We start from the raw sequence: 25,704 nt of genomic DNA on the forward strand, positions 1-25,704 counted from the left end.
GGCTGACTGATGTCAGCCCTTTTTTATTGTGAGGTTAACGTGGCAGTTTCGCTCTCCGCCGCCCGTTTGCGGCTATACCATCTACTCTTCGATCAAACTCGTCGCTCTGGCCGTCGTTTTGAAGGGCTTTGCGGTTTATTCGCCCTGTTAAGCGTGGTCATTATTTTTGTTGAGTCCGGACTCGGCTCGCAATATCACCTGTCGCTTGATGAGTGGCATGTTTTTGTTTGGCTGGAGCTGGGGGTTACCGCGGTCTTCACCGCAGAATATATTCTACGCGTTATAAGCTGGCCGAATCCGCTACGCTATATCTTCAGCTTCTGGGGATTTATCGATCTGGCGACCGTTTTACCGCTGTATGTGATGTGGTTATGGCCGGAAATGAGCCTCGAGTATGTCTTTGCCTGGCGGGCCATGCGGGTTATCCGGGCGCTACGTATTCTCAAACTGCTGCGCTTTATGCCGTCGCTGAATATTTTTTGGCGGGCTATCGTCAGCGCCCGTCATCAGCTCATTCTGTTTTACTCGTTTATTGCTATTGTGATGGTGATTTTCGGCTCGCTGATGTATTTAATTGAAGGGCCGCAATACGGGTTTACCACCTTAAATGCTTCGGTCTATTGGGCAATCGTCACCATTACTACCGTGGGATACGGCGACATTACGCCACATACTCCATTAGGGCGGATACTCGCCTCTGTACTTATTCTCATCGGTTATTCTATCATCGCCATCCCAACCGGGCTGATAACGACGCATATGACTACGGCGCTGCAAAACCGACGCGCTCGCCGCGTTTGCCCAAACTGCAATAACGCCGAGCATGATAAAAATGCCCGTTTCTGCCACGCCTGCGGAACAGAATTACCGCAATAACGTATAAAACAAAAAGCCTGCCGATATTACTGTCGGCAGGCTTTTTTACAGGCGCATTAGCTTAATGCTTATTCGCGCCACAGAATGTGGCACAGCTTGTGATCTTTTTCCCGGCATAGCAGAACGCGAGCGAAAATATCGTTGATCTCGCCGCCATCGGTATCGGCAAGGCCAATAACGACTTCGGCGAAGAAATCTGGATTGAGGTCGTAATCGACATGCTCTTGCCAGTCTTCCGCCGGGTCAAACAGTTCGGCGCCGCCGCGCTCCTCAAACTGCAGGTTGAAAAGGATGATATCTGCCGGGTCGAGGTTATCCGCCGCCAGCTCAAGAAAGATATCGTAGGCCTGTTCGAGCGTTTCGTCTTCGGTCAGGCGATTGTTTAAATCCATATCCATGATTGCTACCCGTTAAGCATCTGATGGGCACGTTTTACAGCAACGGGCTGAAGAAGTAAAACAGTCGCTCTGCGATCCGCTGCCATAGCGGTCGTTTGGCCCACAATTTTGCATCCAGCAGGCGTGAACGGGAGATGTAATCGTCCTGCACCGCCGCCAGGTCGCCGCCGAAGCCCACGTCGTCGATCGCCAGCGTGATCTCGAAATTAAGCCACAGGCTGCGCATATCGAGATTAACGGTACCGACCAGGCTCAATTCGCCATCCACCAGCACGCTTTTGGTATGTAGCAGGCCGCCTTCGAATTGGTAAATTTTCACGCCAGCGGCAAGCAGTTCAGTGAAGAAGGCGCGGCTGGCCCAGCCTACCAGCAGGGAGTCGTTTTTGCGCGGCATAATAATACTGACCTCGACGCCGCGCTGGGCTGCGGTACAGATGGCGTGCAGCAGGTCATCGCTGGGGACGAAGTAGGGGGTGGTCATAATCAGGTGTTCTTTCGCCGCATAGGCTGCGGTTAACAACGCTTGATGAATCAAATCTTCCGGGAAGCCGGGACCGGATGCAATGGTATGAATGGTATGCCCGTTAGCCTCTTCAAACGGCATGATGTTGACGTCCGGCGGCGGGGGCAAAATTCGCTTGCCGGTTTCAATTTCCCAGTCGCAGGAGTATACGATCCCCATCGCCGTGGCCACCGGGCCTTCCATTCGCGCCATCAGATCGACCCACTGACCGACGCCGGAATCCTGTTTGAAGTAGCGCGGATCGACCATATTCATGCTGCCGGTGTAGGCGATATAGTTGTCAATCATCACCATTTTACGGTGCTGACGCAGATCCATACGACGTAAGAATACACGCATCAGGTTAACTTTAAGCGCTTCAACCACCTCGATACCGGCGTTACGCATCATGGCCGCCCACGGGCTGCGGAAAAAGGCGACGCTACCGGCTGAATCGAGCATTAGTCGACAATGCACGCCGCGACGCGCGGCGGCCATCAACGATTCCGCCACCTGGTCGGCCATCCCGCCGGGCTGCCAGATGTAGAACACCATTTCGATGTTATGCCGCGCCAGCTGGATGTCTCGAATCAGCGCCTGCATCACATCATCAGATTCGGTCAGCAGCTGTAGCTGGTTACCTTTTACGCCAGCGATCCCCTGGCGACGTTCACAGAGTTTGAACAGTGATTCGGCAACCGGGCTATTTTCTTCAGCAAAGATATGTTTGCAGCTTTTCAGGTCCGTTAGCCATTTGGCGGTGGAGGGCCACATGGCGCGAGCGCGCTCGGCTCGACGCTTACCAAGATGCAGTTCGCCGAAGGAGAGGTAAGCGATAATTCCCACCAGCGGCAGGATATAAATAATCAGTAACCATGCCATGGCGGAAGGTACCGCGCGGCGTTTCATTAGAATGCGTAATGTAACACCGGCAATCAACAGCCAGTACCCCAGAATGACCAGCCAGTTTACGACCGTGTAAAAGGTTGTCATAGATGAAAAATCCTTTTGAATAGCCCGATGCCATGAGTTTACGCATCATCATCCATCTGGCAAATAAAAACGCAGCGAAAGCGATGGTCAGACAGATTCATCGGTTTATAATGAGGGCTGTTTTTCACTCGTAGAGTAGTAGCAATGAAGCGTAGTAGAACGGAAGTAGGGCGCTGGCGCATGCTTAGACAGGTAAGTCGCCGTAAATCGCGCTGGCTGGAAGCCCAATCTCGCCGCAACATGCGGATTCTTTCAATCAGGAAGTGCCTGGTCAAACGGCAACGTCATGCTTTGCTGTTCACCTTCTCTGAATTCTGAGAGTTAAAACGAAAGGCACCGCTTGCGGTGCCTCTGTGTTTTAAGCGCTTGATTAAAATACTTTCTTGTAAGGTTTTACCGAGACGTGCTGATAGACGCCCGCGGCGATATAGGGGTCATCGTTGGCCCAGGACTGCGCCGCTTCCAGCGATTCAAATTCTGCGATAACCGTTGAGCCGCTAAATCCTGCCGCGCCAGGTTCATTGCTATCTACCGCGGGCATCGGGCCTGCGGTCAGTAAACGGCCTTCATCATGTAATAGTTGTAGGCGCGCCAGATGGGCAGGGCGCACCGCCTGGCGTTTTTCCAGAGAATCGGCGATATCTTCTGCGTAGATGACGTAAAGCACGGCAAGGCTCCTTAATCAAAAAATAGGCAAATCACGTGACGTGAAAGCGTTATGAGCAGCAATGTAAGATGCGCACGCCTTTAGCATGCCACGGCACGCCGGTTTTTTTCCACAAAACGAGGCAAAATTTGATGCAGGATAACACGCCTTATTGAATATGATTGCTATTTGCATTTAAAATCAGGGCATCATTTTTCAACAGAAACGACTATGAGCGCAATGACCCTTGATTTACCTCGCCGCTTTCCGTGGCCAACGCTGCTGTCCGTGGCTATCCACGGTGCCGTTGTGGCGGGGTTGCTTTATACCTCGGTACATCAGGTTATTGAAAAGCCTTCGCCTTCACAGCCAATCGAAATAACAATGGTGGCGCCGGCGGATTTAGAGCCTCCGCAGGCGGCGCAGCCGGTCGTTGAACCCGTTGTTGAACCGGAGCCGGAACCGGAGCCTGAAGTGGTGCCTGAGCCGCCAAAAGAGGCGCCAGTGGTTATTCACAAACCGGAACCGAAGCCCAAGCCTAAGCCGAAACCAAAGCCTAAACCAGAGAAAAAAGTCGAGCCGAAACGCGAGGTGAAACCCGCTGAGCCGCGCCCGGTCTCGCCGTTTGAGAACAGCAATACGGCGCCTGCGCGTACCGCGCCGAGTACGACGGCGGCAACGGCAAAACCGATGACTACCGCGCCGAGCGGTCCTAAAGCGTTGAAACGCGGCGACCCTTCTTACCCGCAACGTGCCCAGGCGCTGCGTATTGAAGGTGATGTGCGCGTGAAATTTGATGTTACTGCCGATGGTCGCGTGGAGAATATTCAGATACTCTCTGCGAAGCCGGCCAATATGTTTGAGCGTGATGTCAAAACAGCGATGCGCAAATGGCGCTACGAGGCAGGCAGGCCGGGCACTGGTTTGACGATGAACATCAAATTCCGCTTAAACGGCGTAAAAATGGATTAAACTTGCTGAAGAAAAAGGCCCCTTTGAGGGCCTTTTTTTACGCTTATTGCAGGGCTTCATCGAGCGCTTTTTGCGCGGTGACCAGGTGCTGGCCGCCGAACAGAATCGCCCGATTAAGTAAGGTATAAAGCTGGTAAATCGGTTGTCGTTCAAGGAAGCCAGCAGGCAGCGGCGAGACCGACTGGTAGCCGTCGTAAATCTGCGGCGGCTGTTCCGGATGCAGAGGCAGCATTGCCAGATCGCATTCGCGATCGCCCCAATAACATGCCGGATCGAAAATATACGGCCCATTGGGCCCTAGCGCGCAGTTACCGGACCACAAGTCGCCATGTAATAAAGAGGGCTGCGGCTGATGATTGCTGAGCCGCTGCTGTACGGTGTCGACAATGCTGTCGATATCGCCGAAGTGCAGTCCTTTTTCCGCCGCTAACTCCAGCTGCCAGCCAATGCGTTGTTCAGCGAAAAACGTTGACCAGCGGCGCTGCCAGGCATTCGGCTGCGGGGTCGTCGACAGATCGTTGTCAAAATCAAGGCCAAATTGCGGCTGGTCGCTCCACTGATGTAAATGGGCAATTTGCTGACCGAGCAGAAACGCGTTATGCGCGTCCAGCGGTCGCGGCGGTAAATATTCCATCACCAGAAAGCTGTAATCCCGATCGCTGCCGACGGCAAAGACCTGCGGAACGCTGACGGTTTTACAGCGCGAGAGCAGCTCCAGTTGATCCGCCTCCGCGGTAAAAATGGGGAGCAGCTCGCGTTCATCGCATTTGACGAAGTAGTCTTTCCCGCCAAAACGTAAATGCCAGGCGGCATGGATTTCCCCGCCGGGTAGCTCGTTGCGCAGTTCGATTTCAGCGCCGTCAGTGTGCTGCTCGCTTAACAAATTGCTAATAGCTTGCCACATGCTGTCTCTCCCCATGTTTTCCACCATATCATAAGGTTAGCGTATAACCTGGCCGTAAAGTTCGAGCTAACGCACAACTGGCGCCTTCCACGATGGCGATCGCACTTATTGAGCTTTTAACCATTCGCTAAATGTGGTGATGGCTATCTCTGCTGGTCTGCCTAGAGCGGTTTCCGCAAGGCCTGCGCTTAAAGCCCGCACGTCGTCGGCGCTCTGCGCGCTCAGCAGGCCAAACGTGTTGGTGCCTAATTCATGCGTTTTGCCATCTTCGTCGTTGAGCGTCAGGACAAAACCTGCGCGGATGAAATGATTGCTGAGCTCATTTATCTCGGTCAGCGTCTGTTCCTGAAATTTAACGGTGATCACGTGCGCGGTAATATCGTTGCTCATTTTTCACTCTGTTGTTATGCATGGAATTTCTAGCATAGACCATGATAGCGAATTGACCCCCTTCACCGGAGCGAAGGGGGGGCGAGACTAGCGGGCACACAGGTAATCGTAGATTTTTTGCGTATTGGCTAATGAACACAGGCGGGTGCCGTGGTTAATCGTGGCGGCGCTACCGGCGGCGACGCCAAAGCGGACCATATCTTCCAGCGAGGCGTGCTCGGCGAGACGCAAAGTCATCGCGCCGACCATACTGTCGCCGGCACCTACGGTGCTTTGGCTTTTCATCGGCGGCGGCACCACCTGTACGCTGCCGGAGGCATCAACTCCCAGCGCCCCCTGCGGGCCCAGCGAAACCACAACCCGGCGAACTTTTCCGGAGCGGATGAGCTCCAGCGCGGCATTGCGTACGTCGTCAGGCTGGCTAAGGTCGCGCTGTACCAGCGCGCTAAGCTCTTTCTGGTTCGGTTTGACCAGCTCAATGTTGCCGACGTCCAGCGCGGCGGCCAGCGCATCGCCGGAGCTGTCGATGATGCAACGTAGCCCGTGCTGCTGGGCATTTTTTACCAGTTGAGTCAGATGCTCGACGCTGATACCGGGAGGCAGACTGCCGCTGATAACCAGTAGCGAACCGGGCTCAATCGCCAGCACTTTCTCTTCCAGGCGGCGGAACTCATCCTCGGTTAGCGCCGCGCCGGGCATGACAAAGCGATATTGTTCACCGCTGGCATCGACATGCACATGTAAGTTTTGCCGCGTCCAGTCGCGGGTTTCTATTGTTTCGACCGGAACCTGCTCGTCTGCCATCAGGGCGGTAAGATGCTCGCCGGTGGCGCCCCCAACCGGGAAAATCGCCGTCGCTTTACCACCCAGAAAGGTAATGGCCCGGGCGACGTTGATCCCGCCGCCTCCAGGTTCGAATACCGGTGCGCTACAGCGTAATTTGCCTTCGGGGTAAATTTGCGGCGTCAGCGTTGCGCTGTCGAGTGATGGGGCCAGCGTGAGCGTATAAATTTTGGTCATCCTGTTCCTCCTTAAATACGAATAAAGCTGCTTTTTTAAGCATGGCACCGAAATGGAGTGAGGGGAAGCGGGGTGGGCGGCGGATTTGCAAAGATGTCTGTGTTTTTATCTTTATGAAATAAAGATTGTTTTGGGAACCGTCTTATTCAAAAAACGAAATAGCAATTGATTGCTAAGTTATTCGTGCCTTTTTATAATCAAGCGCCTTTCTTAGGACTCGCATTCAGCGCGCCTCGCGAAAGTTTCCGGGACCTGTCGGGTCTCCTTAAATGTTGTACGGACTCTAAATTCAATGAAGGGATCTCTGGTCCATTCATCATTTGTACTGTCCTGAAGATATGTATTTTAGAGAGTTATAATGAAGCTTTTGAAGACAGTACCCGCAGCGGCATTGCTGGCGGGGGGGCTTTTTGCGTCTGTAAACGCACTGGCCGATGATTCCGTTTTTACCGTCATGGATGACCCTTCCACTGCCAAAAAACCTTTCGAAGGTGCTGTGAATGCGGGTTATCTCGCTCAGTCCGGCAACACGAAAAGCTCCTCAATGACCGCTGACTCCACGCTGACCTGGTACGGCGACACGACGGCCTGGTCACTGTGGGGCAATGCGAGCAATACGTCCTCTAACGATCAACGCTCTTCGGAAAAATATGCCGTGGGCGGCCGTAGCCGTTATAACCTGACCGATATGAACTACGTATTTGGTCAGGCCAGCTGGCTGACCGACCGCTACAACGGTTATCAACAGCGCGACGTACTGACCGCCGGTTATGGTCGCCAGATCCTCAACGGCCCGGTTCACAGCCTGCGTTTTGAATTTGGTCCGGGCGTGCGCTATGACGAATATACCGATGGCGATAACGAAACTCAGCCGCTGGGGTACGCGTCCGGAACCTGGGCGTGGCAGATGACCGACAACGCTAAATTTACTCAAGGTGTTTCGGTATTCGGGGCTGAAGACACGACGCTGAATTCGGAAAGCGCATTAAACGTGGCCATCAACGCCCACTTTGCGCTGCGCGTCGCCTATAACCTGACGTGGAACTCGCAGCCGCCGGCCTCGGCGCCTGAGCATACCGACCGCCGCACCACCTTGTCGCTCGGTTATAAAATGTAATTTACAGGCCGGGCAACCGGCCTGATTCCTGTTATTTCCTGCCGGGTATGAATACTCACTATAACGGATGATTTTTTCATTCGTTTTTTAGCGGTGGGGGGATTTATTTATGTATGCAGGTAATTTATCGATTAATTAACCGCGTGGTATGAGCGGGAATTGCCACGATAAATTGTCAGCGCCCCTTGCTATTTAAAAGAAGAATAACCATTTAGTTATTACGTCTTTAATCGCGCACTAATGATGTGTACACTAACCCTCGGTGTTATCAACGAGCGGCTGCAGGTGAGGGCGGTTCAATAGATAGACGGGCGTACTCATATTTTCGCAGAGTGAAGCGGGAGCTGAGCCACAACTCGTTGATAATTATGATTATATTGTTTTGTATGTGCTCTTTCGTGTGGGGCACCACTGCAAATAAGGACATAAAATGCCTGTAATTACGCTTCCTGATGGCAGCCAACGCCATTTCGACCACGCAGTTAGCCCGATGGATGTGGCTCTGGATATCGGTCCAGGCCTGGCGAAAGCCACCATCGCCGGACGTGTAAACGGTGAGCTGGTTGACGCCTGCGACCCGATCGAATCTGACTCCACGCTTTCTATTATCACCGCAAAAGATGAAGACGGTCTGGAAATCATTCGTCACTCCTGCGCTCACTTGTTAGGTCATGCGATCAAACAGCTGTGGCCGAACACTAAAATGGCCATTGGCCCGGTTGTCGACAACGGTTTTTACTATGATGTCGATCTGGACCACACCCTGACTCAGGAAGACATCGACGCGCTCGAAAAACGTATGCACGAGCTCGCCGAGAAAAACTACGATGTCATCAAGAAGAAAGTCAGCTGGCACGAAGCGCGTGAAACCTTCGTGAAGCGCGGCGAAACCTATAAAGTTTCTATTCTTGACGAAAACATCGGCCATGATGACAAGCCAGGCTTGTATCATCACGAAGAATATATCGATATGTGCCGCGGCCCGCACGTACCGAATATGCGTTTCTGCCATCACTTCAAACTGATGAAAACCGCTGGCGCGTACTGGCGTGGCGACAGCAACAATAAAATGTTGCAGCGTATCTACGGTACCGCGTGGGCAGATAAAAAAGCGCTGAACGCCTACCTGCAGCGTCTGGAAGAAGCCGCTAAGCGTGACCATCGTAAAATCGGTAAACAGCTTGACCTGTATCATATGCAGGAAGAAGCGCCGGGTATGGTGTTCTGGCACAATGACGGCTGGACTATCTTCCGTGAACTGGAAACTTTCGTTCGTTCTAAACTGAAAGAGTACCAGTATCAGGAAGTCAAAGGCCCGTTCATGATGGACCGTGTGCTGTGGGAAAAAACCGGCCACTGGGACAACTACAAAGATGCGATGTTCACCACCTCTTCCGAGAACCGTGAATACTGCATTAAGCCGATGAACTGCCCGGGTCACGTGCAGATCTTCAACCAGGGGTTGAAATCTTACCGCGATCTGCCGCTGCGTATGGCTGAATTCGGTAGCTGCCACCGTAACGAGCCGTCGGGCGCGCTGCATGGCCTGATGCGCGTCCGTGGCTTTACTCAGGATGATGCGCATATCTTCTGTACTGAAGATCAGGTTCGCGATGAAGTGAACGCCTGTATTCGTATGGTTTATGATATGTACAGCACCTTTGGCTTCGAGAAAATCGTCGTCAAGCTGTCTACTCGCCCGGAAAAACGTATCGGTAGCGATGAGACCTGGGATCGCGCGGAAGCGGATCTGGCGGTGGCGCTGGAAGAAAACAACATCCCATTTGAATATCAACTGGGCGAAGGGGCGTTCTACGGCCCGAAAATTGAATTTACCCTGTATGACTGCCTCGATCGTGCATGGCAGTGCGGTACTGTACAGCTGGACTTCTCCCTGCCTCAGCGTTTAAGCGCCTCTTATGTTGGCGAAAACAACGAGCGTCAGGTACCGGTAATGATTCACCGCGCGATTCTCGGCTCGCTGGAGCGCTTCATCGGCATCCTGACCGAAGAGTTCGCTGGCTTCTTCCCAACCTGGCTTGCGCCAGTGCAGGTAGTGGTCATGAATATTACTGATTCTCAGTCTGAATACGTTAACGAATTGACGCGTAAACTACAAAATGCGGGCATTCGCGTAAAAGCGGACTTGAGAAATGAGAAGATTGGCTTTAAAATCCGCGAGCACACTTTACGTCGTGTCCCGTATATGTTGGTCTGTGGCGACAAAGAAGTCGAAGCCGGCAAAGTGGCCGTGCGTACCCGTCGCGGTAAAGACCTCGGCAGCATGGACGTAAATGAAGTGATCGAGAAGCTGCAACAAGAGATTCGCAGCCGCAGTCTTCAACAACTGGAGGAATAAGGTATTAAAGGCGGAAAACGAGTTCAAACGGCACGTCCGAATCGTATTAATGGCGAGATTCGCGCCCAGGAAGTTCGCTTAACTGGTCTGGAAGGTGAGCAACTGGGTATTGTGAGTCTGAGAGAAGCTATCGAAAAGGCTGAAGAGGCTGGAGTAGATTTAGTTGAAATCAGCCCTAACGCCGAACCGCCAGTTTGTCGTATCATGGACTACGGCAAGTTCCTTTATGAAAAGAGTAAGTCTTCTAAGGAACAGAAGAAGAAGCAGAAAGTTATCCAGGTTAAGGAAATTAAATTCCGCCCTGGTACTGATGAAGGTGACTATCAGGTAAAACTCCGCAGCCTGATTCGCTTTCTCGAAGATGGCGATAAGGCCAAGATCACGCTGCGTTTCCGCGGTCGTGAGATGGCCCACCAGCAGATCGGTATGGAAGTGCTTAATCGCGTGAAAGACGATCTGGTTGAACTGGCAGTAGTCGAATCCTTCCCAACGAAGATCGAAGGCCGCCAGATGATCATGGTGCTCGCTCCGAAGAAGAAACAGTAAGGCCATCAAGTAACATTCCGGTGGGCTTCGGCTCACTGGTTTGTTCGCCTTTGTTTCGTTTATTAACAATGCGAAGTGGAAGTTATTAAAATGCCAAAAATTAAGACCGTACGCGGTGCTGCAAAGCGCTTCAAAAAAACCGGTAAAGGTGGTTTTAAGCACAAGCACGCTAACCTGCGTCACATTCTGACCAAAAAAGCTACCAAGCGTAAACGTCACCTGCGTCCGAAAGCCATGGTTTCCAAAGGCGATCTGGGCCTGGTAATCGCGTGCCTGCCGTACGCATAAGTCGTTAACCCTTTTAACTTTTTAATTAGAATAGATACAGGAGAGCACATATGGCTCGCGTAAAACGTGGTGTAGTTGCCCGTGCACGTCACAAGAAAATTTTGAAACAAGCTAAAGGTTACTACGGTGCGCGTTCTCGCGTATACCGCGTTGCCTTCCAGGCTGTTATCAAAGCTGGTCAGTACGCTTATCGTGACCGTCGTCAGAAAAAGCGTCAGTTCCGCCAGCTGTGGATTGCGCGTATCAACGCAGCAGCACGTCAGAACGGTATTTCTTACAGCAAATTCATCAACGGCCTGAAAAAAGCCTCTGTTGAAATCGACCGTAAGATCCTGGCTGACATCGCTGTATTCGACAAATTAGCGTTCACCGCTCTGGTCGAAAAAGCGAAAGCAGCTCTGGCATAAGCCAGTTGAAAGAGGGAGCTTGTCTCCCTCTTTTCGTTTCAACACTATCAATACATTGACTTTTATCCGTGCAGGCTTTTCAATACAGGTCTGACGTTTCTTACCAAACAAGGTAATGCAAGCATGAATGCTGCTATTTTCCGCTTCTTTTTTTACTTTAGCACCTGAACTCAGGAGGCTAGCGCGTGAAAGAAGAAACGGAAAACAGCGCCAGAAAGCCTCCCCTGTGGAGGCTTTTTTCGTATATAGATTCGGGATATTTGTTTCACTAAAACCGGTGTCTGCACCGACATAATGAGGAAAACCATGTCACATCTCGCAGAGCTGGTTGCCAGTGCCAAGGCAGCCATTAACGAGGCATCAGATGTTGCCGCGCTGGACAACGTCCGCGTTGAATATCTGGGTAAAAAAGGGCATCTGACCCTGCAAATGACCACCCTGCGTGAGCTGCCGCCGGAAGAGCGTCCGGCAGCGGGTGCGGTCATTAACGAAGCGAAAGAGCAGGTGCAGCAGGCGCTTAACGCGCGTAAGGCTGAGCTGGAAGGCGCCGCGCTCAATGCCCGTCTGGCCGCAGAGACTATCGATGTCTCCTTGCCGGGACGCCGCATTGAAAATGGCGGTTTGCATCCGGTTACCCGCACCATCGATCGTATCGAGAACTTCTTCGGCGAGCTTGGCTTCACCGTGGCGACTGGCCCCGAAATCGAAGATGATTATCATAACTTCGATGCGCTGAACATTCCGGGTCACCATCCGGCGCGCGCTGACCACGATACTTTCTGGTTCGATGCGACCCGTCTGTTGCGTACTCAGACTTCTGGCGTACAGATCCGCACCATGGAAAACCAGCAGCCGCCAATTCGTATTATCGCGCCGGGCCGCGTCTATCGTAACGATTACGATCAGACCCACACCCCGATGTTCCATCAGATGGAAGGTCTGATTGTTGATAAGAACATCAGCTTCACCAATCTGAAAGGTACCCTGCACGATTTCCTGAATAACTTCTTCGAAGAAGATCTGCAGGTACGATTCCGTCCGTCCTACTTCCCGTTCACCGAACCGTCTGCAGAAGTTGATGTGATGGGTAAAAACGGTAAATGGCTGGAAGTGCTGGGCTGCGGCATGGTGCACCCGAACGTGCTGCGTAACGTCGGTATCGATCCGGAAGTATACTCCGGCTTCGCCTTCGGCATGGGCATGGAGCGTCTGACCATGCTGCGTTATGGCGTGACCGATTTGCGCGCATTCTTCGAAAACGATCTGCGTTTCCTCAAACAGTTTAAATAAGGGCAGGACAGAACAATGAAATTCAGTGAACTGTGGTTACGCGAATGGGTTAACCCGGCGATCGACAGCGACGCGCTGTCCGATCAGATTACCATGGCGGGCCTGGAAGTTGATGGCGTTGAGCCGGTGGCCGGTAGCTTCAACGGCGTGGTCGTCGGTGAAGTGGTCGAGTGCGGCCAGCATCCGAATGCTGACAAACTGCGCGTGACCAAAATCAATGTCGGCGGCGAGCGTCTGCTGGACATCGTCTGCGGTGCGCCGAACTGCCGTCAGGGCCTGAAGGTGGCCGTCGCGACCATTGGCGCCGTACTGCCGGGTGATTTTAAAATTAAAGCGGCGAAACTGCGCGGCGAACCGTCAGAAGGGATGCTGTGCTCTTTCTCCGAGCTGGGTATTTCCGACGACCATAGCGGTATCATCGAGCTGCCGGCCGATGCGCCGATCGGTACCGATATTCGCGAATACCTCAAGCTTGACGATAACACCATTGAAATCAGCGTCACGCCAAACCGCGCCGACTGCCTGGGTATCATCGGCGTGGCGCGCGATGTCGCTGTGCTGAACAAAGCGCCGCTGAACGCGCCGGAAATCACTCCAGTTGCCGCGACTATTGACGACGTGCTGCCGATTCAGGTTGACGCGCCGCAGGCGTGCCCGCGCTATCTGGGCCGGGTGGTGAAAGGCATCAACGTCAAAGCGCCCACTCCGCTGTGGATGAAAGAGAAGCTGCGTCGCTGCGGTATCCGTTCCATCGATGCGGTGGTTGACGTGACCAACTACGTGCTGCTCGAGCTCGGCCAGCCGATGCACGCCTTTGACCGTGACCGCATTGAAGGTGGTATCGTGGTGCGGATGGCAAAAGAGGGCGAAACGCTGGTACTGCTGGACGGCTCTGAAGCTAAGCTCGATAGCGATACGCTGGTCATTGCTGACCACAAGAAAGCGCTGGCGATGGGCGGTATCTTCGGCGGCGAACATTCCGGCGTTAACGATGAAACCCAGAACGTGCTGTTGGAATGCGCGTTCTTCAGCCCGCTGTCTATCACCGGTCGCGCGCGCCGTCATGGCCTGCACACCGATGCATCCCACCGCTACGAACGCGGCGTCGATCCGGCCCTGCAGTATAAAGCGCTGGAGCGTGCGACCCGTCTGCTGATCGACCTGTGCGGCGGGGAAGCCGGCCCAATTATCGATGTGACCAACGAAGAGACGCTGCCAAAACGCGCCACTATCACCCTGCGCCGTAGCAAGCTGGATCGCCTGATTGGCCATCATATTGATGACGCTCAGGTGAGCGACATTCTGCAACGCCTGGGTTGCGAAGTGACCATTGGTCAGGACGAGTGGCAGGCCGTGGCGCCAAGCTGGCGTTTCGATATGGAGATCGAAGAAGATCTGGTTGAAGAAGTGGCCCGCGTCTACGGCTACAACAACATTCCTGACGAGCCGGTACAGGCGGGGCTCATCATGGGAACCCACCGTGAAGCGGACCTGTCGCTGAAGCGCGTGAAAACGCTGCTTAACGACAAAGGTTATCAGGAAGTGATTACCTACAGCTTCGTTGACCCGAAAGTACAGCAGCTAATCCACGCCGGTGAAGAGGCGCTGATTCTGCCAAGCCCTATCTCTAGCGAAATGTCGGCGATGCGTCTGTCGCTGTGGACCGGTCTGTTGGGCACCGTCGTCTACAACCAGAACCGTCAACAGAGCCGCGTGCGCATCTTTGAGAGCGGTCTGCGCTTCGTGCCGGATACGCAGGCGCCGCTGGGTATTCGTCAGGATGTGATGCTGGCCGGGGTGATTAGCGGTAACCGTTACGAAGAGCACTGGAACCTGGCAAAAGAAACCGTCGATTTCTATGATTTAAAAGGCGATCTGGAATCTGTTCTTGATCTGACCGGTAAATTAGCCGATATCGAATTCCGTGCAGAAGCGGCTACCGCACTGCATCCGGGACAATCCGCGGCGATTTATCTGAAAGGTGAACGCATTGGTTTCATTGGGGTTGTTCATCCGGAACTGGAACGTAAACTGGATCTTAACGGCCGCACTCTGGTGTTCGAAATCGAGTGGAACAAGCTTGCAGACCGCGTGGTGCCTCAGGCGCGCGAAATTTCTCGCTTCCCGGCGAACCGTCGCGATATCGCGGTACTGGTCGCGGAAAACGTCCCTGCAGCCGATGTTTTGGCCGAATGTAAGAAAGTTGGCGTAAATCAGGTAGTTGGCGTAAACTTATTTGACGTGTACCGTGGTAAGGGTGTGGCGGAAGGCTTTAAGAGCCTTGCGATTAGCCTGATCCTTCAGGATACCAGCCGTACACTCGAAGAAGAGGAGATTGCCGCTACCGTTGCCAAATGTGTAGAGGCATTAAGAGAGCGATTCCAGGCATCATTGAGGGATTGAACCTATGGCGCTTACAAAAGCTGAAATGTCAGAATATCTGTTTGATAAGCTTGGGCTTAGCAAGCGGGATGCCAAAGAACTGGTAGAGTTGTTTTTCGAAGAGATCCGTCGTGCTCTGGAAAACGGAGAACAGGTAAAACTCTCCGGGTTTGGCAACTTCGATTTGCGTGATAAGAACCAACGCCCGGGACGTAACCCGAAAACGGGGGAAGATATTCCCATTACAGCCCGGCGTGTGGTGACCTTCAGACCCGGACAGAAGTTAAAAAGCCGTGTCGAAAACGCTTCACCCAGAGAGAAATAATCTGGACTGACTAATTAAAAAGGCCGCTATGCGGCCTTTTTTCTTACCTGTTTTATCTTACGCTTTTACGGCGGTGACCATGATTTCCACCAGGATGTCGGGCCGCGCCATCTCGGCCTGAACGGCTGCCCGCGCCGGGCTATGACCTTCCGGCATCCACGCTACCCAGACCTCATTGAACGTGGCAAAATCGCGTGAGATATCTTTAAGCCAGATCTGTGCGGAAAGGATGTGCTGCTTGTCGCTACCGGCGGTAGCCAGCAGGGCGTCGATCTTCTCCAGAACTTCACGGGTTTGCAGCGCAATATCATCAGTACTGCTTTTCGGCGTTTGTCCGGAGAGAAACACCAGGTTGCCGTACTCGACGCTGGCGGAAAGTCGGGGTTGCGGATTATTACGAATAATTGTCATGCGGATTGTTTCCATGTCAGACCATCTAAAGAAATTGCCGGCGCTTCGCCATCGAGGAGCGCTCCCAGTACCACGGCGCTGCCGGCCGCGAGGGTAAAACCGAGGCTACCCTGGCCGAGATTCATCCACAGATTCTGGTATCCGGCACGCCCTAGCATCGGTGGGCCCGCGGGCGTCGACGGACGCATACCGGTCCAGGCTTCAGCCTCATCCAGTCCCTGCAGTTCGGGAAAGCTGCTAGCGACGATTTTCTTCAGCGCCTGAACGCGGCTATCACGTAGTTCATCGCCGTCGTAACCGATATCCACCATCGCCGCGATGCGTAACCGATCGCCCAGGCGGGCGTAAACGATTTTGTGTCCGTAGTCGGTCACGCTGATATCCGGCGCGATCCCGGATTGCTTAGGGTAGGGAAGGGTCAGGCTGTATCCCTTCAGCGCGCACAGCGGCACGCGCACGCCCAGATGACCCAGCAGCGGGCCGCTGCCGTTGCCGGCGGCGACGACATAATCATCGCCGGTTATCGTACCGCGGCTGGTCTCAAGTGAACTGATGCGCCCGTCGCGCTTATTGAGCCGCAGCACCTCGCAGTGGGTGAGCAGGCTGAAGTTGCTGCTGGCATTGAGTTTGTCGAGCAGCGCGAGACAGAATTTATGGCAGTCTGCCGTTTCATCTCCTGGCGAATAAATCCCGCCCTGTAGCGAATGGCTGATGTGTTTCAGCGCCGGTTCAAGCTGCAGGCAGGCTTCGGCGCTCAGCGCATGCTGGTATTGGGGGTTAATCCCTTTTGCCGCTTTATGAAAATCATATTCCCGGCGATGGATGATGAGTTTGCCGCTACGCCGCCAGTGAAAATCAGCAAGATTATCTTCATCAAGCCACGACTGCATGACCTGACGGCTGAGCAGTGATAAACGTAAAATATGATCGCCGTTAATTTTGTTGCTTTGGCTATTGCAGGCGCGCAGAAACTGCAACAGCCAGCGCCACTGCTGGAAAGACATTTGCAGGCGCATATTCAGCGGTGAATCGGCTTTGCCCATCCATTTAATTCCCTGCAGGGGAACGCCGCGGTCGGCTAGCGGCGCCACGTAGCGGTAGCTTAATTGCCCGCCGTTGGCGAAACTGGTGGCGCTGCCCGGCTCGGCGTTGCGCTCCAGTAGCTGCACCTGGTGTCCGCTCTTAATTAATACCCAGGCGGTGGCCAGCCCCACCACGCCGCCGCCGATAATCACAATGCGTTTTTTCATAACCTGATATATCCACCGCTGATAAATATCTTGCGGTTATGTCAAAGCATTTACCCCAGCGGCGCAATTGACTTTTTATGGTCAGGGTATAACTGCAGGTTAATTTCTTTGAGCTGTTGGCGCAGCTGTTTACACAGAAAATCGACAAATTTCTGCGTGATTGGGCTGAGTGAAACATCGGCGCGACGCAGCAGGCAAAGGTTGATTTTCATCGGCGGCGTAATCGGGTGAATCATCTCCGGCGACAAATTATGCCGCGCCGAGAAGATATCGGTGATACTGCAGCCGATGCCGCGCTTCACGAACTCGGTGGCCATGTAGTAGGTCTGCACATTAAGCCGGGTAGTGGAAAAATCACGGCGGGTGGCGATGGCGGCAGAGAGCGAATGCGGCCCCGGCGAGATCCAGCGCTGCTGATCGATCTCTTTGATGTCCACCGCGCCTTGTCGGTAATCGCGGTCGATATAGACCAGCGGCACTTCGGCAATCAGGGTGGTGATGATCTCCCCCTGCTGGACCGGCTGCAGCGTCAGCGCTAAATCTATTTCGCGCAGATCCAATTTCTTGACCAACGTCTCAGTATGCTCGGTGGTTAAGGTCATCACCAGATTACTGTTTTGCTGATAAAAATCGGTCACCAGCTCCGGCACCAGGCTTAATCCGAGGCTTGGTAAACAGCCTAAGGTGATTTTGGCGCGCGGATCGCGGGCCAGATTATCCGCCAGCAGGCGCAGGTTATCGAGATCCTGATAAATGCTCTGCGCTTTTTCAAAAAGTGTGAGCGCTTCGCTACTTGGCAGCAGCTTACCCCGTACCCGCTGAAACAGCTTAAAACCGAGCTTAAGCTCGGCGTTTTTTAATGCTTTACTGGCGGCCGGCTGGGAGATATTCAGCGATTCCGCCGCACGTGAAAGAGAGCCGCAAGTCATCACGGCGTAGAAGATTTCCAGATGGCGCAGTTTCATGAACAGTTAACTCAGGGTTATAGCTTGCCGATAAAAAGTCATTTTCTACTAACACTAAATTAACATAAATTTAATCGCCAATCAGCGCTCCGGTTACATATTGTGCTGCTGGTACCGTCTTCAGACGGACTTTTACGTTCTCAGAACCATTCCCTTTGTTCCCTACAAACCCTCAGGCCATCGAGCCAATAATGATAACGAGGGGGGATATTTTCTGAGCAGGCCCGAATACGCCAACCTGCAAGTGCGGTCGGTTTTAATGGCTTTAAGGAGTTATATGAGTGACTCAACGCTCGCTGGCAATACCCTCGCCAGACGAAATATCACAAGAAAAAACGTTATTATTGGCCTGTTATTGGTGATTTTTGTGTTGACCGCGTGGTGGTGCCATGGCCGGCCGAGTAATGAACTCGGCCTGTTGGGTTTTACGCCATTAGTGGCGTTAGCGGTGCTGTCGCTGGTCGGCGTCGACATTGTTCTGGCGGTGATTTCTTCGATTATCATCGCCATGATTATGACCTCGACCGGGTTGCCGGAAATGGGCACCATGCTGGCGAAATCCACCGGTTCATTTATCGCCACCGTCGGGCTGATTATTATGCTCGGCGCCGGGGTGGGCGAAGTCGCCACCCGTACCGGCGCCGCAGTTGAGTTGGTGAAATTTGTCGTTCACCGCATCGGCCTGTCCAGCCAGACCCGAGTGAAGTTTGGCATTGTGGTGTCCTCGATTTTAATCTGCGGCTCGCTGGGGACGATGGCCGGTGGTAACGCGATTATTGTCGCGGTAATCATCCCGGTAGCGGCAGCGGTACGCCTTACTCCGCCGACGGTAGCCGCGCTGATGATGACCGCCGGCTCCGTAGGATTGTTTACCGGGCCGTTTACCCCTAGCACCGTGACTATCCTGAGCCTTGGTGGATTAAGCTATCCGGATTATCTGCTGTACGTGGGGCTGCCGATGAGCGCGGTGACGTTGCTGGCCGGCTGGGTGATGGCGGGACGGATCCAGAAGATGACCGAAGGCAAACTACGCTATGAAGTCGATCTCACGGAGAAGCCAACAGAAGCACTGAGCGCCGCGCAGCTGCGTCGGCGTAAGCTCAGCGCGCTGGCCTTCGCGGCAACGATTATTGTGATGGCAGTCATTGGCGTGGTGATTAAAGCCGGATTCAGCTTTGCGATTATCGTGATGCTGCTGGTGGCCCTGATTACCGGGCTGGTGGGCGGCCTGCGCCCGACGCAGATCCTGCAGGCGCTGTACCACGGTTGTGGCCGTCTGGTGTGGATGTTTATCCTCTACTGGCTGTATAACCCGATCCTGGAGCTGATGGATGGTCTTCATGCCTACCAAGGGCTGCTCGACTATACCCAGCCGCTGCTGGAAGGCATTTCGCCTGCCTGGTTGTGCTTTTGCATCTTCGCTTTCAATATTATTGGCCACGTACCGGGGGCGGCGGTGGCGCAGATGACCTTCACCCACAAAATATTCGGCCCGATGCTGATGGCCGCCGGCGTACCGCCGCAGGGAACGACTGCGGTGCTGCTGGCCTCTTCGCAGGTCGACTGGTTTGGCCCGTTCCCCTCTTCGGATATGTTTGGTCAGATGGGGCTGGCGCAATCTACCCATCTGAAATATATGCTTTATAACGGCTGGGCGATTGTGGTGGCGAATATCATTCTCTTCGCGCTACTGTTCCAGGTATTGGTGTAAATTCCATTCCCACGCTGGCGTCTCGAGGAGCGCCAGCGCCAGCGTGGTGATAACTCAGAGTTTTTCCTTTTCTCCCCGCCATCGCCACCGTAAAATCAATCACCTCGCTCACTTGTCTCCGGGACTTATGCAGACCTTCGCCGATATTCAACAGCGCCATAACCGTCGTTGGCTAACCGCCTTAACGCTGATCCTACTTGTCACATTGACAATTAGCCTGTGCGCCGGTGACCAATGGATCGCGCCGCAGGAGTGGTTTAGCGCTAAAGGCGAGCTGTTTATCTGGCAAATCCGTCTGCCGCGCACGCTGGCGGTGCTGTTAGTGGGGGCGGCGCTGGCGCTTTCCGGGGCGATCATGCAGGCGCTATTTGAAAACCCGCTGGCGGAACCGGGTCTGCTGGGTGTTTCTAACGGCGCGGGCGTTGGGTTGATTGCCGCCGTGCTGTTAGGTCACGGCGTGTTACCCATGTGGGCGCTGGGGCTGTGCGCCATCGCCGGCGCGCTGCTGATTACCTTTATTCTGCTCCGTTTCGCCCGACGTCACCTGTCCACCAGCCGTCTGCTGCTGGCAGGGGTGGCGCTCGGCATTATTTGTAGCGCGTTGATGACCTGGGCGGTCTATTTCTCAACGTCTTTTGATCTGCGCCAACTGATGTACTGGATGATGGGCGGTTTTGGCGGCGTCGACTGGCAGCAGCTGTGGCTGATGCTGGCGCTGCTACCGGTGCTGCTGTGGGTATGCTGGCAGTCGCAGCCGCTGAACTTACTGGCGTTGGGCGAAGTCTCGGCGCGTCAGCTCGGCCTGCCGCTGTGGCTATGGCGAAAACTACTGGTGGTGGCCACCGGCTGGCTGGTCGGCGTCAGCGTGGCGCTGGCGGGAGCGATTGGCTTTATTGGTCTGGTGATCCCGCATATTTTGCGTCTGTGCGGCCTGAGCGATCATCGGGTGCTGCTTCCCGCCTGCCTGTTAGCTGGCGCCAGCGCGCTGCTCGGCGCCGATATCATTGCCCGTCTGGCATTATCGGCGGCGGAATTACCGATCGGCGTGGTGACGGCGACGCTGGGGGCGCCGGTATTCATCTGGTTGCTGCTGCGTTCGGGACGGCGGGGGTAGGGAGACGCCGTCGTAATGGACGGCGTCGGGTGACGATTACCAGCCTTTGATGGCATCGCCTTTATAGACTTCCTGTGCTTTATCGGCGACTTCCTTGGTCTGGAAGGCCTCTTTCAGCTCCTGGATTTTCTTGCTGTCTTTATTGTCTTCGCGAGAGACAATCGCATTGACATAAGGTGAATCCGGGCCTTCCATAAACAGGCCATCGCGGGCGGCGGATAAACCGACCTGCGCCGAGAAATTAGTGTTGATGATGGCAAGCGTTACGTTCGGATCGTCGAGCGTACGGGTCAGCTGCGGAGTATCGACTTCAACAATCTTCAGGTGTTTTGGGTTATCAATGATATCCAGCGTAGTGGGCAGATAGCCTACGCCATCTTTCAACTTGATTAATCCTTGCGCCTGTAACAGCAGCAGGCTGCGGCCAAGCGTGGTGGTTTCGTTAGAGATAGAGACGGTCGCGCCGTCAGGCAGTTCGCTGATATTTTTGATTTTGCGCGAATAGGCGGCAATCGGGAAGACGAATGTTTTACCGACGATGGCGAATTTATAGCCGCGCTCTTTCGACTGCGCTTCGAGATAGGGCAGCGTCTGGAAGGCGTTGGCGTCGACATCTTTATTATTTAACGCTTCATTCGGCAGGACGTAATCATTGAAAGAGATAACCTCAACGTCGAGGTTATATTTGTCTTTTGCTACCTGCTCCACGACTTTCCAGATAGCTTCATCCGGGCCGGTATTGATCGCGACTTTAACCTTATCGTTATCGTCCGGAGAGCAGGCGGATAACAGCGCCACCGATGTGGCGATTAATACCGAGCTTAATAACTTCTTCATCTATAAAAACTCTCATAAATTAACAAGTAACGAAACACTATTACATCTGTTTCACACTGTACACTGATTTGTCCATTGCTGATATTGAGAGGAATTCATGTTGCCGGTGGCAAACGCAGCGGTGTTACATCAAGCGACATTTGCCCATGAATCAAAGTAGAATCAGCCGCGTTGAATCCGCTACAGTAGATAGGGATCTCCTTAACCTGCATTATTGACTGAGGGAAGGCTATGCAACACGACATTCTAAATACCGAAGTGACGACCATCGATGGCGAGAAAACCACCCTGGCAGCGTATGCCGGAAAGGTGCTGCTGATCGTCAACGTGGCCTCAAAATGCGGCCTCACGCCGCAGTATGAGCAACTGGAAGCGCTGCAAGAAGAGTTTGCCCCGCAGGGATTCAGCGTCCTTGGCTTTCCTTGTAATCAGTTTCTCGGCCAGGAGCCGGGCAGCGAAGAAGAGATTAAAACGTTCTGCAGCGTGACCTACGGCGTCACTTTCCCACTGTTCAGTAAAATTGACGTCAACGGCGAACATCGCGCGCCGCTGTATCAAAAACTGATTGCCGCCGCCCCGAAAGCCGTCGCGCCGGAAGGGAGCGGCTTTTATGAGCGGATGGCCAGTAAAGGCCGAGCGCCGCTGTACGTTGACGACATCCTGTGGAACTTTGAAAAATTCCTCGTGGGCCGCGATGGCCAGGTCATTCAGCGTTTCTCTCCGGACATGACGCCGGACGACCCGCAGCTACTGGCTGCGCTAAAAGGAGCATTAGCGCAATAATGCCGTTTTTGATGCAGCTACAGGATGTAGCGGAAGCGGGGCGGCTGTCGCCGTTTACCGCTGACGTTCGGCCCGGAGAGATAGTCCATCTGGTGGGGCCGAACGGCGCGGGTAAAAGTACCCTGCTGGCGCGGATGGCCGGGCTGACCACCGGCCCCGGCCTGATTACGCTTAACCAGCGGGCGCTGGATAAGTGGCCCGCGGCGGAGCTTGCCCGCCATCGCGCCTATCTGAGCCAGCAGCAGCTCCCGCCCTTCGCAATGCCGGTGTGGCACTATCTGTCGTTACATATGCAGGATAGCGCCCCGCAGGGGTTGCTCAACGAGATCGCCGGGCAACTGGGGTTAAGCGATAAGCTGGGGCGCCAGGTCAACCAGATCTCCGGCGGCGAGTGGCAGCGGGTGCGTCTGGCGGCGGTGATCCTGCAGATTCACCGCCGCGCGAATCCAGCCGGCCAGCTGTTATTATTGGATGAACCGATGAACAGCCTCGATGTCGCGCAACAGGCGGCGCTGGATAGCGTGTTGGCGTCGCTATGCGGGCTGGGGATCGCTATCGTGATGAGCAGCCACGATCTCAACCATACGTTGCGACATGCGCAGAGGGCGTGGCTCATTTGTGGTGGGCAGATGATTGCCAGCGGGGAAACGTATGAGGTGCTGAGTGAGGAAAATTTGACCGCCGCTTATCATATCGCTTTCCAGCGTGTGGAAGTCGCGGGTCATCTTATGCTCGTGGCGTCACAGTAGCAGGTAAGGATCTTGCCTGTACGCCGCTAAACAGGCTAAATTATTGCAATAACAGGACAGGGAACAGAGGAATCGTCTGAGATGCGTTTGTGGTTCATTTTTATTGCGGCGATGGTGCTGGCTGGCTGTAGCAGCCACCGGGCGCCGCCGCCGAATCCGCGGCTGGCTGATTCCATTACCGTGGTGGCGAATCTGAATGAGCAATTGCGCAACTGGCGTGGTGCGCCGTACCGTTATGGCGGCATGACGCCGCGCGGCGTTGACTGTTCGGGCTTTGTGGTACGCACGTTTCGCGACAAATTCGCCATGCAGTTGCCGCGGGAAACTCGCGAGCAGGCGGAAATCGGCACCCGCATTGATAAAAGCGATCTATTGCCCGGCGACCTGGTATTCTTCAAAACCGGATCCGGCGAAAGCGGCCTGCACGTCGGTATCTATGATACCGACAATCAATTTATTCACGCCTCTACCAGCCAGGGCGTTACCCGCTCGTCGCTGGACAACGTCTACTGGAACAAAAAATTCTGGCAGGCGAGGCGCATTTAACCCGCATTCGGTGAAAAAGGGGAGCGATGGCTCCCTTTTTTAATTGTCATAACCCTGCAGTTCGCCCGTGTTAATACCCTGCTGAAGGCACTACACTGGCGGCAGGAGGAACCATGACCCTGTCTTTTACTACTCACTGGCGCGATCGGCTGCCGGGTTTTTACACTTCTCTGGCGCCCACGCCGCTGGAGAACGCGCGTCTCATCTGGCGCAACACCGCTCTGGCGCAAACGTTGGGCGTCCCGGAAACGTTATTCGAACCCGAGCGCGGAGCGGGCGTCTGGGGTGGCGAAGCGTTGCTGCCGGGGATGTCGCCGCTGGCGCAGGTCTATAGTGGCCATCAATTTGGCGCCTGGGCCGGTCAGCTTGGCGATGGGCGCGGCATTTTGCTTGGCGAGCAGCAGTTGCCGGATGGTCAACGTTTTGACTGGCATCTTAAAGGCGCTGGTCTGACGCCCTATTCGAGAATGGGCGATGGCCGGGCGGTACTGCGTTCAACTATCCGCGAAAGCCTTGCCAGCGAAGCAATGCATGCGCTTGGGATCCCAACCACCCGCGCGCTGGCGATGGTGACCAGCGACACGCCGGTTTACCGCGAACGCGAAGAACGCGGCACCATGCTGATGCGCATCGCCGAAAGTCACGTACGCTTTGGCCATTTCGAACATTTTTACTATCGTCGCGAAGCGGGAAAAGTGCAGCAGCTGGCCGATTATGTGATTGAACACCACTGGCCGCAGCTGCAGCAGGATGCGGATAAGTATATCCTCTGGTTCCGTGACGTTGTCACGCGTACCGCGGAAATGATCGCCAGCTGGCAGACCGTTGGCTTTGCCCACGGGGTGATGAATACCGACAATATGTCGATTCTTGGCCTGACCATGGATTATGGTCCGTATGGCTTCCTCGATGATTTCCAGCCCGGTTTTATCTGTAACCACTCTGATTACCAGGGGCGCTACAGCTTTGATAACCAACCGGCGGTAGGGTTGTGGAACCTGCAGCGTCTGGCCCAGTCGCTCTCGCCGTTTATCAGCGCCGACGCGCTGAACGCGGCGCTGGATGACTATCAGCATGCCTTGTTGACCGCCTACGGCCGCCGCATGCGCGACAAACTCGGCTTCTATACTCAGCAAACCGGTGATAACACTCTGCTTGATGGACTGTTCAGCCTGATGGAGCGTGAAGGGAGTGACTACACTCGTACCTTCCGGATGCTGAGCCAAAGCGAGCAGCATAGCGCGGCATCGCCGCTGCGCGATGAGTTTATCGACCGCGCGGCGTTTGATAGCTGGTTTGCTGACTACCGGGCGCGGCTGCGCGATGAACAGATCGACGATAGCGAACGCCAGCAGCGGATGCAGGGCGTCAACCCGGCGGTGGTGCTACGCAACTGGCTGGCGCAGCGGGCAATAGAAAAAGCCGAAGATGGCGACATGCGCGAGCTGGAACGTCTGCATGAGGCCCTCGCGCAGCCGTTTGCCGATCGTTCAGATGATTATGGCAGCCGCCCGCCTGACTGGGGTAAACATCTGGAAGTCAGCTGCTCCAGCTAACCGTAAAGCCTCGCCATCGCGCGAGGTTTTATTTGGTCAAAATTAGCTTACCGGCGTGGGTCTGGCGCAGCAGATAGCGCTGGCCGTCATGTTCGATCACCACGCGGCCTTCCGCGCCCAACAGCGTCCGGCTGCTGATTTGGCGATCGCTGGCAATAGGATAGGGAGCATTGTCTTTCGTTTTCTCAGCTGTGGCAGTGTTATCCATACGCGTCATAGCACCAAAGTAAAAATAAAAGCAACAATGATAATCATTATCAGTAATGTTAATTTTCACGGCAAGCCTTTTTTGTCGTGGCTTACCATTTCAGGTAGCTATTGCGCAGAGGATGAACGGCGAGCGATGAATACCCGCCGCGAGCGCGGC

The 25,704-nt window shown here is 54.3% G+C and carries 29 protein-coding genes and 1 other annotated feature; of the genes, 18 read left to right on the forward strand and 11 right to left on the reverse strand.

Translation table 11 applies throughout. The annotated features are described in order from the left end of the window. Positions 1-9 precede the first annotated feature (9 nt). Entirely contained in the window at positions 10-876 is an 867-nt protein-coding gene (locus PGR10_RS01155; RefSeq protein ID WP_162750197.1) for an ion transporter, read from the forward strand. Between the two features lie 68 nt (positions 877-944). On the opposite strand, the gene PGR10_RS01160 is transcribed toward PGR10_RS01155, so the two are convergent. Then, a complete protein-coding gene (locus tag PGR10_RS01160; RefSeq protein WP_015367064.1) occupies positions 945-1,274 on the reverse strand; it encodes an HI1450 family dsDNA-mimic protein in 330 nt (109 codons plus the stop codon). A gap of 34 nt (positions 1,275-1,308) precedes the next feature. Continuing rightward, entirely contained in the window at positions 1,309-2,769 is a 1,461-nt protein-coding gene (gene cls / locus PGR10_RS01165; RefSeq protein ID WP_045397543.1) for a cardiolipin synthase, read from the reverse strand. 144 nt (positions 2,770-2,913) lie between these two features. Between cls and PGR10_RS01170 the strand changes: the two genes are divergently transcribed. Next, positions 2,914-3,087, forward strand: a complete 174-nt coding sequence (locus tag PGR10_RS01170) for a YciY family protein (RefSeq protein ID WP_086538044.1) — start codon at positions 2,914-2,916, stop codon at positions 3,085-3,087. A gap of 52 nt (positions 3,088-3,139) precedes the next feature. Here PGR10_RS01170 and PGR10_RS01175 read toward each other — a convergent pair whose 3' ends face one another. Beyond that, a complete protein-coding gene (locus PGR10_RS01175) occupies positions 3,140-3,436 on the reverse strand; it encodes a YciI family protein (protein WP_015367051.1) in 297 nt (98 codons plus the stop codon). A 210-nt stretch (positions 3,437-3,646) separates the two neighbouring features. Between PGR10_RS01175 and tonB the strand changes: the two genes are divergently transcribed. Continuing rightward, positions 3,647-4,387 (forward strand): TonB system transport protein TonB, encoded by a 741-nt coding sequence (gene tonB, locus PGR10_RS01180; RefSeq protein ID WP_271031887.1) that lies wholly within the window; start codon positions 3,647-3,649, stop codon positions 4,385-4,387. Positions 4,388-4,430: 43 nt separating this feature from the next. Here tonB and PGR10_RS01185 read toward each other — a convergent pair whose 3' ends face one another. The 3 genes from PGR10_RS01185 to pfkB form a co-directional block, all read right to left on the reverse strand. Beyond that, positions 4,431-5,291, reverse strand: a complete 861-nt coding sequence (locus PGR10_RS01185; RefSeq protein WP_087857938.1) for a fructosamine kinase family protein — start codon at positions 5,289-5,291, stop codon at positions 4,431-4,433. Between the two features lie 105 nt (positions 5,292-5,396). Continuing rightward, entirely contained in the window at positions 5,397-5,681 is a 285-nt protein-coding gene (gene ghoS, locus PGR10_RS01190) for a type V toxin-antitoxin system endoribonuclease antitoxin GhoS (protein WP_087857937.1), read from the reverse strand. Between the two features lie 87 nt (positions 5,682-5,768). Then, on the reverse strand, positions 5,769-6,701 hold the full coding sequence (gene pfkB / locus PGR10_RS01195; RefSeq protein ID WP_087857936.1) for a 6-phosphofructokinase II: 933 nt from the start codon (positions 6,699-6,701) through the stop codon (positions 5,769-5,771). A gap of 358 nt (positions 6,702-7,059) precedes the next feature. On the opposite strand from pfkB, the gene PGR10_RS01200 reads away from it, so the two are divergent. The 9 genes from PGR10_RS01200 (at position 7,060) to ihfA (ending at position 15,415) form a co-directional block, all read left to right on the forward strand. Continuing rightward, positions 7,060-7,818: a DUF481 domain-containing protein gene (locus tag PGR10_RS01200; protein WP_015705111.1), complete on the forward strand. Its 759-nt coding sequence runs from the start codon at positions 7,060-7,062 to the stop codon at positions 7,816-7,818. A gap of 430 nt (positions 7,819-8,248) precedes the next feature. Further along, a complete protein-coding gene (gene thrS, locus PGR10_RS01205; RefSeq protein ID WP_430922777.1) occupies positions 8,249-10,177 on the forward strand; it encodes a threonine--tRNA ligase in 1,929 nt (642 codons plus the stop codon). Positions 10,178-10,180: 3 nt separating this feature from the next. Then, positions 10,181-10,723 carry a translation initiation factor IF-3 gene (infC, locus tag PGR10_RS01210; protein WP_004189469.1) on the forward strand — a complete coding sequence of 181 codons (543 nt, stop codon included), beginning with the start codon at positions 10,181-10,183 and terminating at the stop codon, positions 10,721-10,723. A 90-nt stretch (positions 10,724-10,813) separates the two neighbouring features. Further along, the gene (gene rpmI / locus PGR10_RS01215; protein ID WP_001124225.1) at positions 10,814-11,011 is read left to right on the forward strand and encodes a 50S ribosomal protein L35; all 198 of its coding nucleotides are present in this window, start codon (positions 10,814-10,816) and stop codon (positions 11,009-11,011) included. A 50-nt stretch (positions 11,012-11,061) separates the two neighbouring features. Further along, complete coding sequence (gene rplT, locus PGR10_RS01220; protein WP_004102963.1) at positions 11,062-11,418, forward strand: 50S ribosomal protein L20; 357 nt, start codon at positions 11,062-11,064, stop codon at positions 11,416-11,418. Between the two features lie 118 nt (positions 11,419-11,536). Continuing rightward, positions 11,537-11,661 (forward strand) — a sequence feature (Phe leader region). Beyond that, positions 11,542-11,586 carry a pheST operon leader peptide PheM gene (gene pheM, locus PGR10_RS01225; protein WP_001386830.1) on the forward strand — a complete coding sequence of 15 codons (45 nt, stop codon included), beginning with the start codon at positions 11,542-11,544 and terminating at the stop codon, positions 11,584-11,586. (Overlaps the previous feature by 45 nt.) 63 nt (positions 11,662-11,724) lie before the next feature. Next, complete coding sequence (pheS, locus tag PGR10_RS01230; RefSeq protein ID WP_015367044.1) at positions 11,725-12,708, forward strand: phenylalanine--tRNA ligase subunit alpha; 984 nt, start codon at positions 11,725-11,727, stop codon at positions 12,706-12,708. A gap of 15 nt (positions 12,709-12,723) precedes the next feature. Continuing rightward, on the forward strand, positions 12,724-15,111 hold the full coding sequence (gene pheT, locus PGR10_RS01235) for a phenylalanine--tRNA ligase subunit beta (protein WP_113374159.1): 2,388 nt from the start codon (positions 12,724-12,726) through the stop codon (positions 15,109-15,111). A gap of 4 nt (positions 15,112-15,115) precedes the next feature. Beyond that, the gene (gene ihfA / locus PGR10_RS01240; RefSeq protein WP_015367042.1) at positions 15,116-15,415 is read left to right on the forward strand and encodes an integration host factor subunit alpha; all 300 of its coding nucleotides are present in this window, start codon (positions 15,116-15,118) and stop codon (positions 15,413-15,415) included. A gap of 57 nt (positions 15,416-15,472) precedes the next feature. Here ihfA and PGR10_RS01245 read toward each other — a convergent pair whose 3' ends face one another. From PGR10_RS01245 to PGR10_RS01255, 3 genes are read right to left on the reverse strand one after another with little or no spacing between them, the layout of a single operon-like run. Beyond that, a complete protein-coding gene (locus PGR10_RS01245; protein ID WP_430922778.1) occupies positions 15,473-15,826 on the reverse strand; it encodes a RidA family protein in 354 nt (117 codons plus the stop codon). Next, a complete protein-coding gene (locus tag PGR10_RS01250; RefSeq protein WP_430923092.1) occupies positions 15,823-17,088 on the reverse strand; it encodes a D-amino acid dehydrogenase in 1,266 nt (421 codons plus the stop codon). The genes PGR10_RS01245 and PGR10_RS01250 overlap by 4 nt, the downstream gene beginning before the upstream one ends. 38 nt (positions 17,089-17,126) lie before the next feature. Further along, the gene (locus tag PGR10_RS01255) at positions 17,127-18,041 is read right to left on the reverse strand and encodes a LysR family transcriptional regulator (protein WP_015705115.1); all 915 of its coding nucleotides are present in this window, start codon (positions 18,039-18,041) and stop codon (positions 17,127-17,129) included. Positions 18,042-18,318: 277 nt separating this feature from the next. Here PGR10_RS01255 and PGR10_RS01260 point away from each other — a divergent pair, with 277 nt between their 5' ends. Next, positions 18,319-19,752 carry a gluconate:proton symporter gene (locus PGR10_RS01260; RefSeq protein WP_113374157.1) on the forward strand — a complete coding sequence of 478 codons (1,434 nt, stop codon included), beginning with the start codon at positions 18,319-18,321 and terminating at the stop codon, positions 19,750-19,752. A gap of 127 nt (positions 19,753-19,879) precedes the next feature. Further along, positions 19,880-20,866: a vitamin B12 ABC transporter permease BtuC gene (gene btuC, locus PGR10_RS01265; RefSeq protein ID WP_213316735.1), complete on the forward strand. Its 987-nt coding sequence runs from the start codon at positions 19,880-19,882 to the stop codon at positions 20,864-20,866. A 36-nt stretch (positions 20,867-20,902) separates the two neighbouring features. Here the strand turns inward: btuC and PGR10_RS01270 are convergent, their stop codons facing one another. Then, positions 20,903-21,703, reverse strand: a complete 801-nt coding sequence (locus PGR10_RS01270; protein WP_087857930.1) for a MetQ/NlpA family ABC transporter substrate-binding protein — start codon at positions 21,701-21,703, stop codon at positions 20,903-20,905. Positions 21,704-21,934: 231 nt separating this feature from the next. Between PGR10_RS01270 and PGR10_RS01275 the strand changes: the two genes are divergently transcribed. From PGR10_RS01275 to selO, 4 genes are all read left to right on the forward strand, one after another. Then, on the forward strand, positions 21,935-22,486 hold the full coding sequence (locus PGR10_RS01275) for a glutathione peroxidase (protein WP_087857929.1): 552 nt from the start codon (positions 21,935-21,937) through the stop codon (positions 22,484-22,486). Continuing rightward, a complete protein-coding gene (gene btuD / locus PGR10_RS01280; RefSeq protein ID WP_087857928.1) occupies positions 22,486-23,235 on the forward strand; it encodes a vitamin B12 ABC transporter ATP-binding protein BtuD in 750 nt (249 codons plus the stop codon). Before PGR10_RS01275 ends, btuD begins: the two co-directional genes overlap by 1 nt. An 81-nt stretch (positions 23,236-23,316) precedes the next feature. Beyond that, complete coding sequence (locus tag PGR10_RS01285) at positions 23,317-23,781, forward strand: NlpC/P60 family protein (RefSeq protein WP_045374354.1); 465 nt, start codon at positions 23,317-23,319, stop codon at positions 23,779-23,781. A gap of 113 nt (positions 23,782-23,894) precedes the next feature. Next, on the forward strand, positions 23,895-25,337 hold the full coding sequence (selO, locus tag PGR10_RS01290; RefSeq protein ID WP_430922779.1) for a protein adenylyltransferase SelO: 1,443 nt from the start codon (positions 23,895-23,897) through the stop codon (positions 25,335-25,337). Between the two features lie 28 nt (positions 25,338-25,365). Here the strand turns inward: selO and hemP are convergent, their stop codons facing one another. Beyond that, complete coding sequence (gene hemP / locus PGR10_RS01295; RefSeq protein ID WP_162750204.1) at positions 25,366-25,545, reverse strand: hemin uptake protein HemP; 180 nt, start codon at positions 25,543-25,545, stop codon at positions 25,366-25,368. Positions 25,546-25,704 lie beyond the last annotated feature (159 nt).

It is taken from the genome of Klebsiella sp. 141198 (assembly GCF_050600785.1).
GTDB lineage: Bacteria > Pseudomonadota > Gammaproteobacteria > Enterobacterales > Enterobacteriaceae > Klebsiella > Klebsiella aerogenes.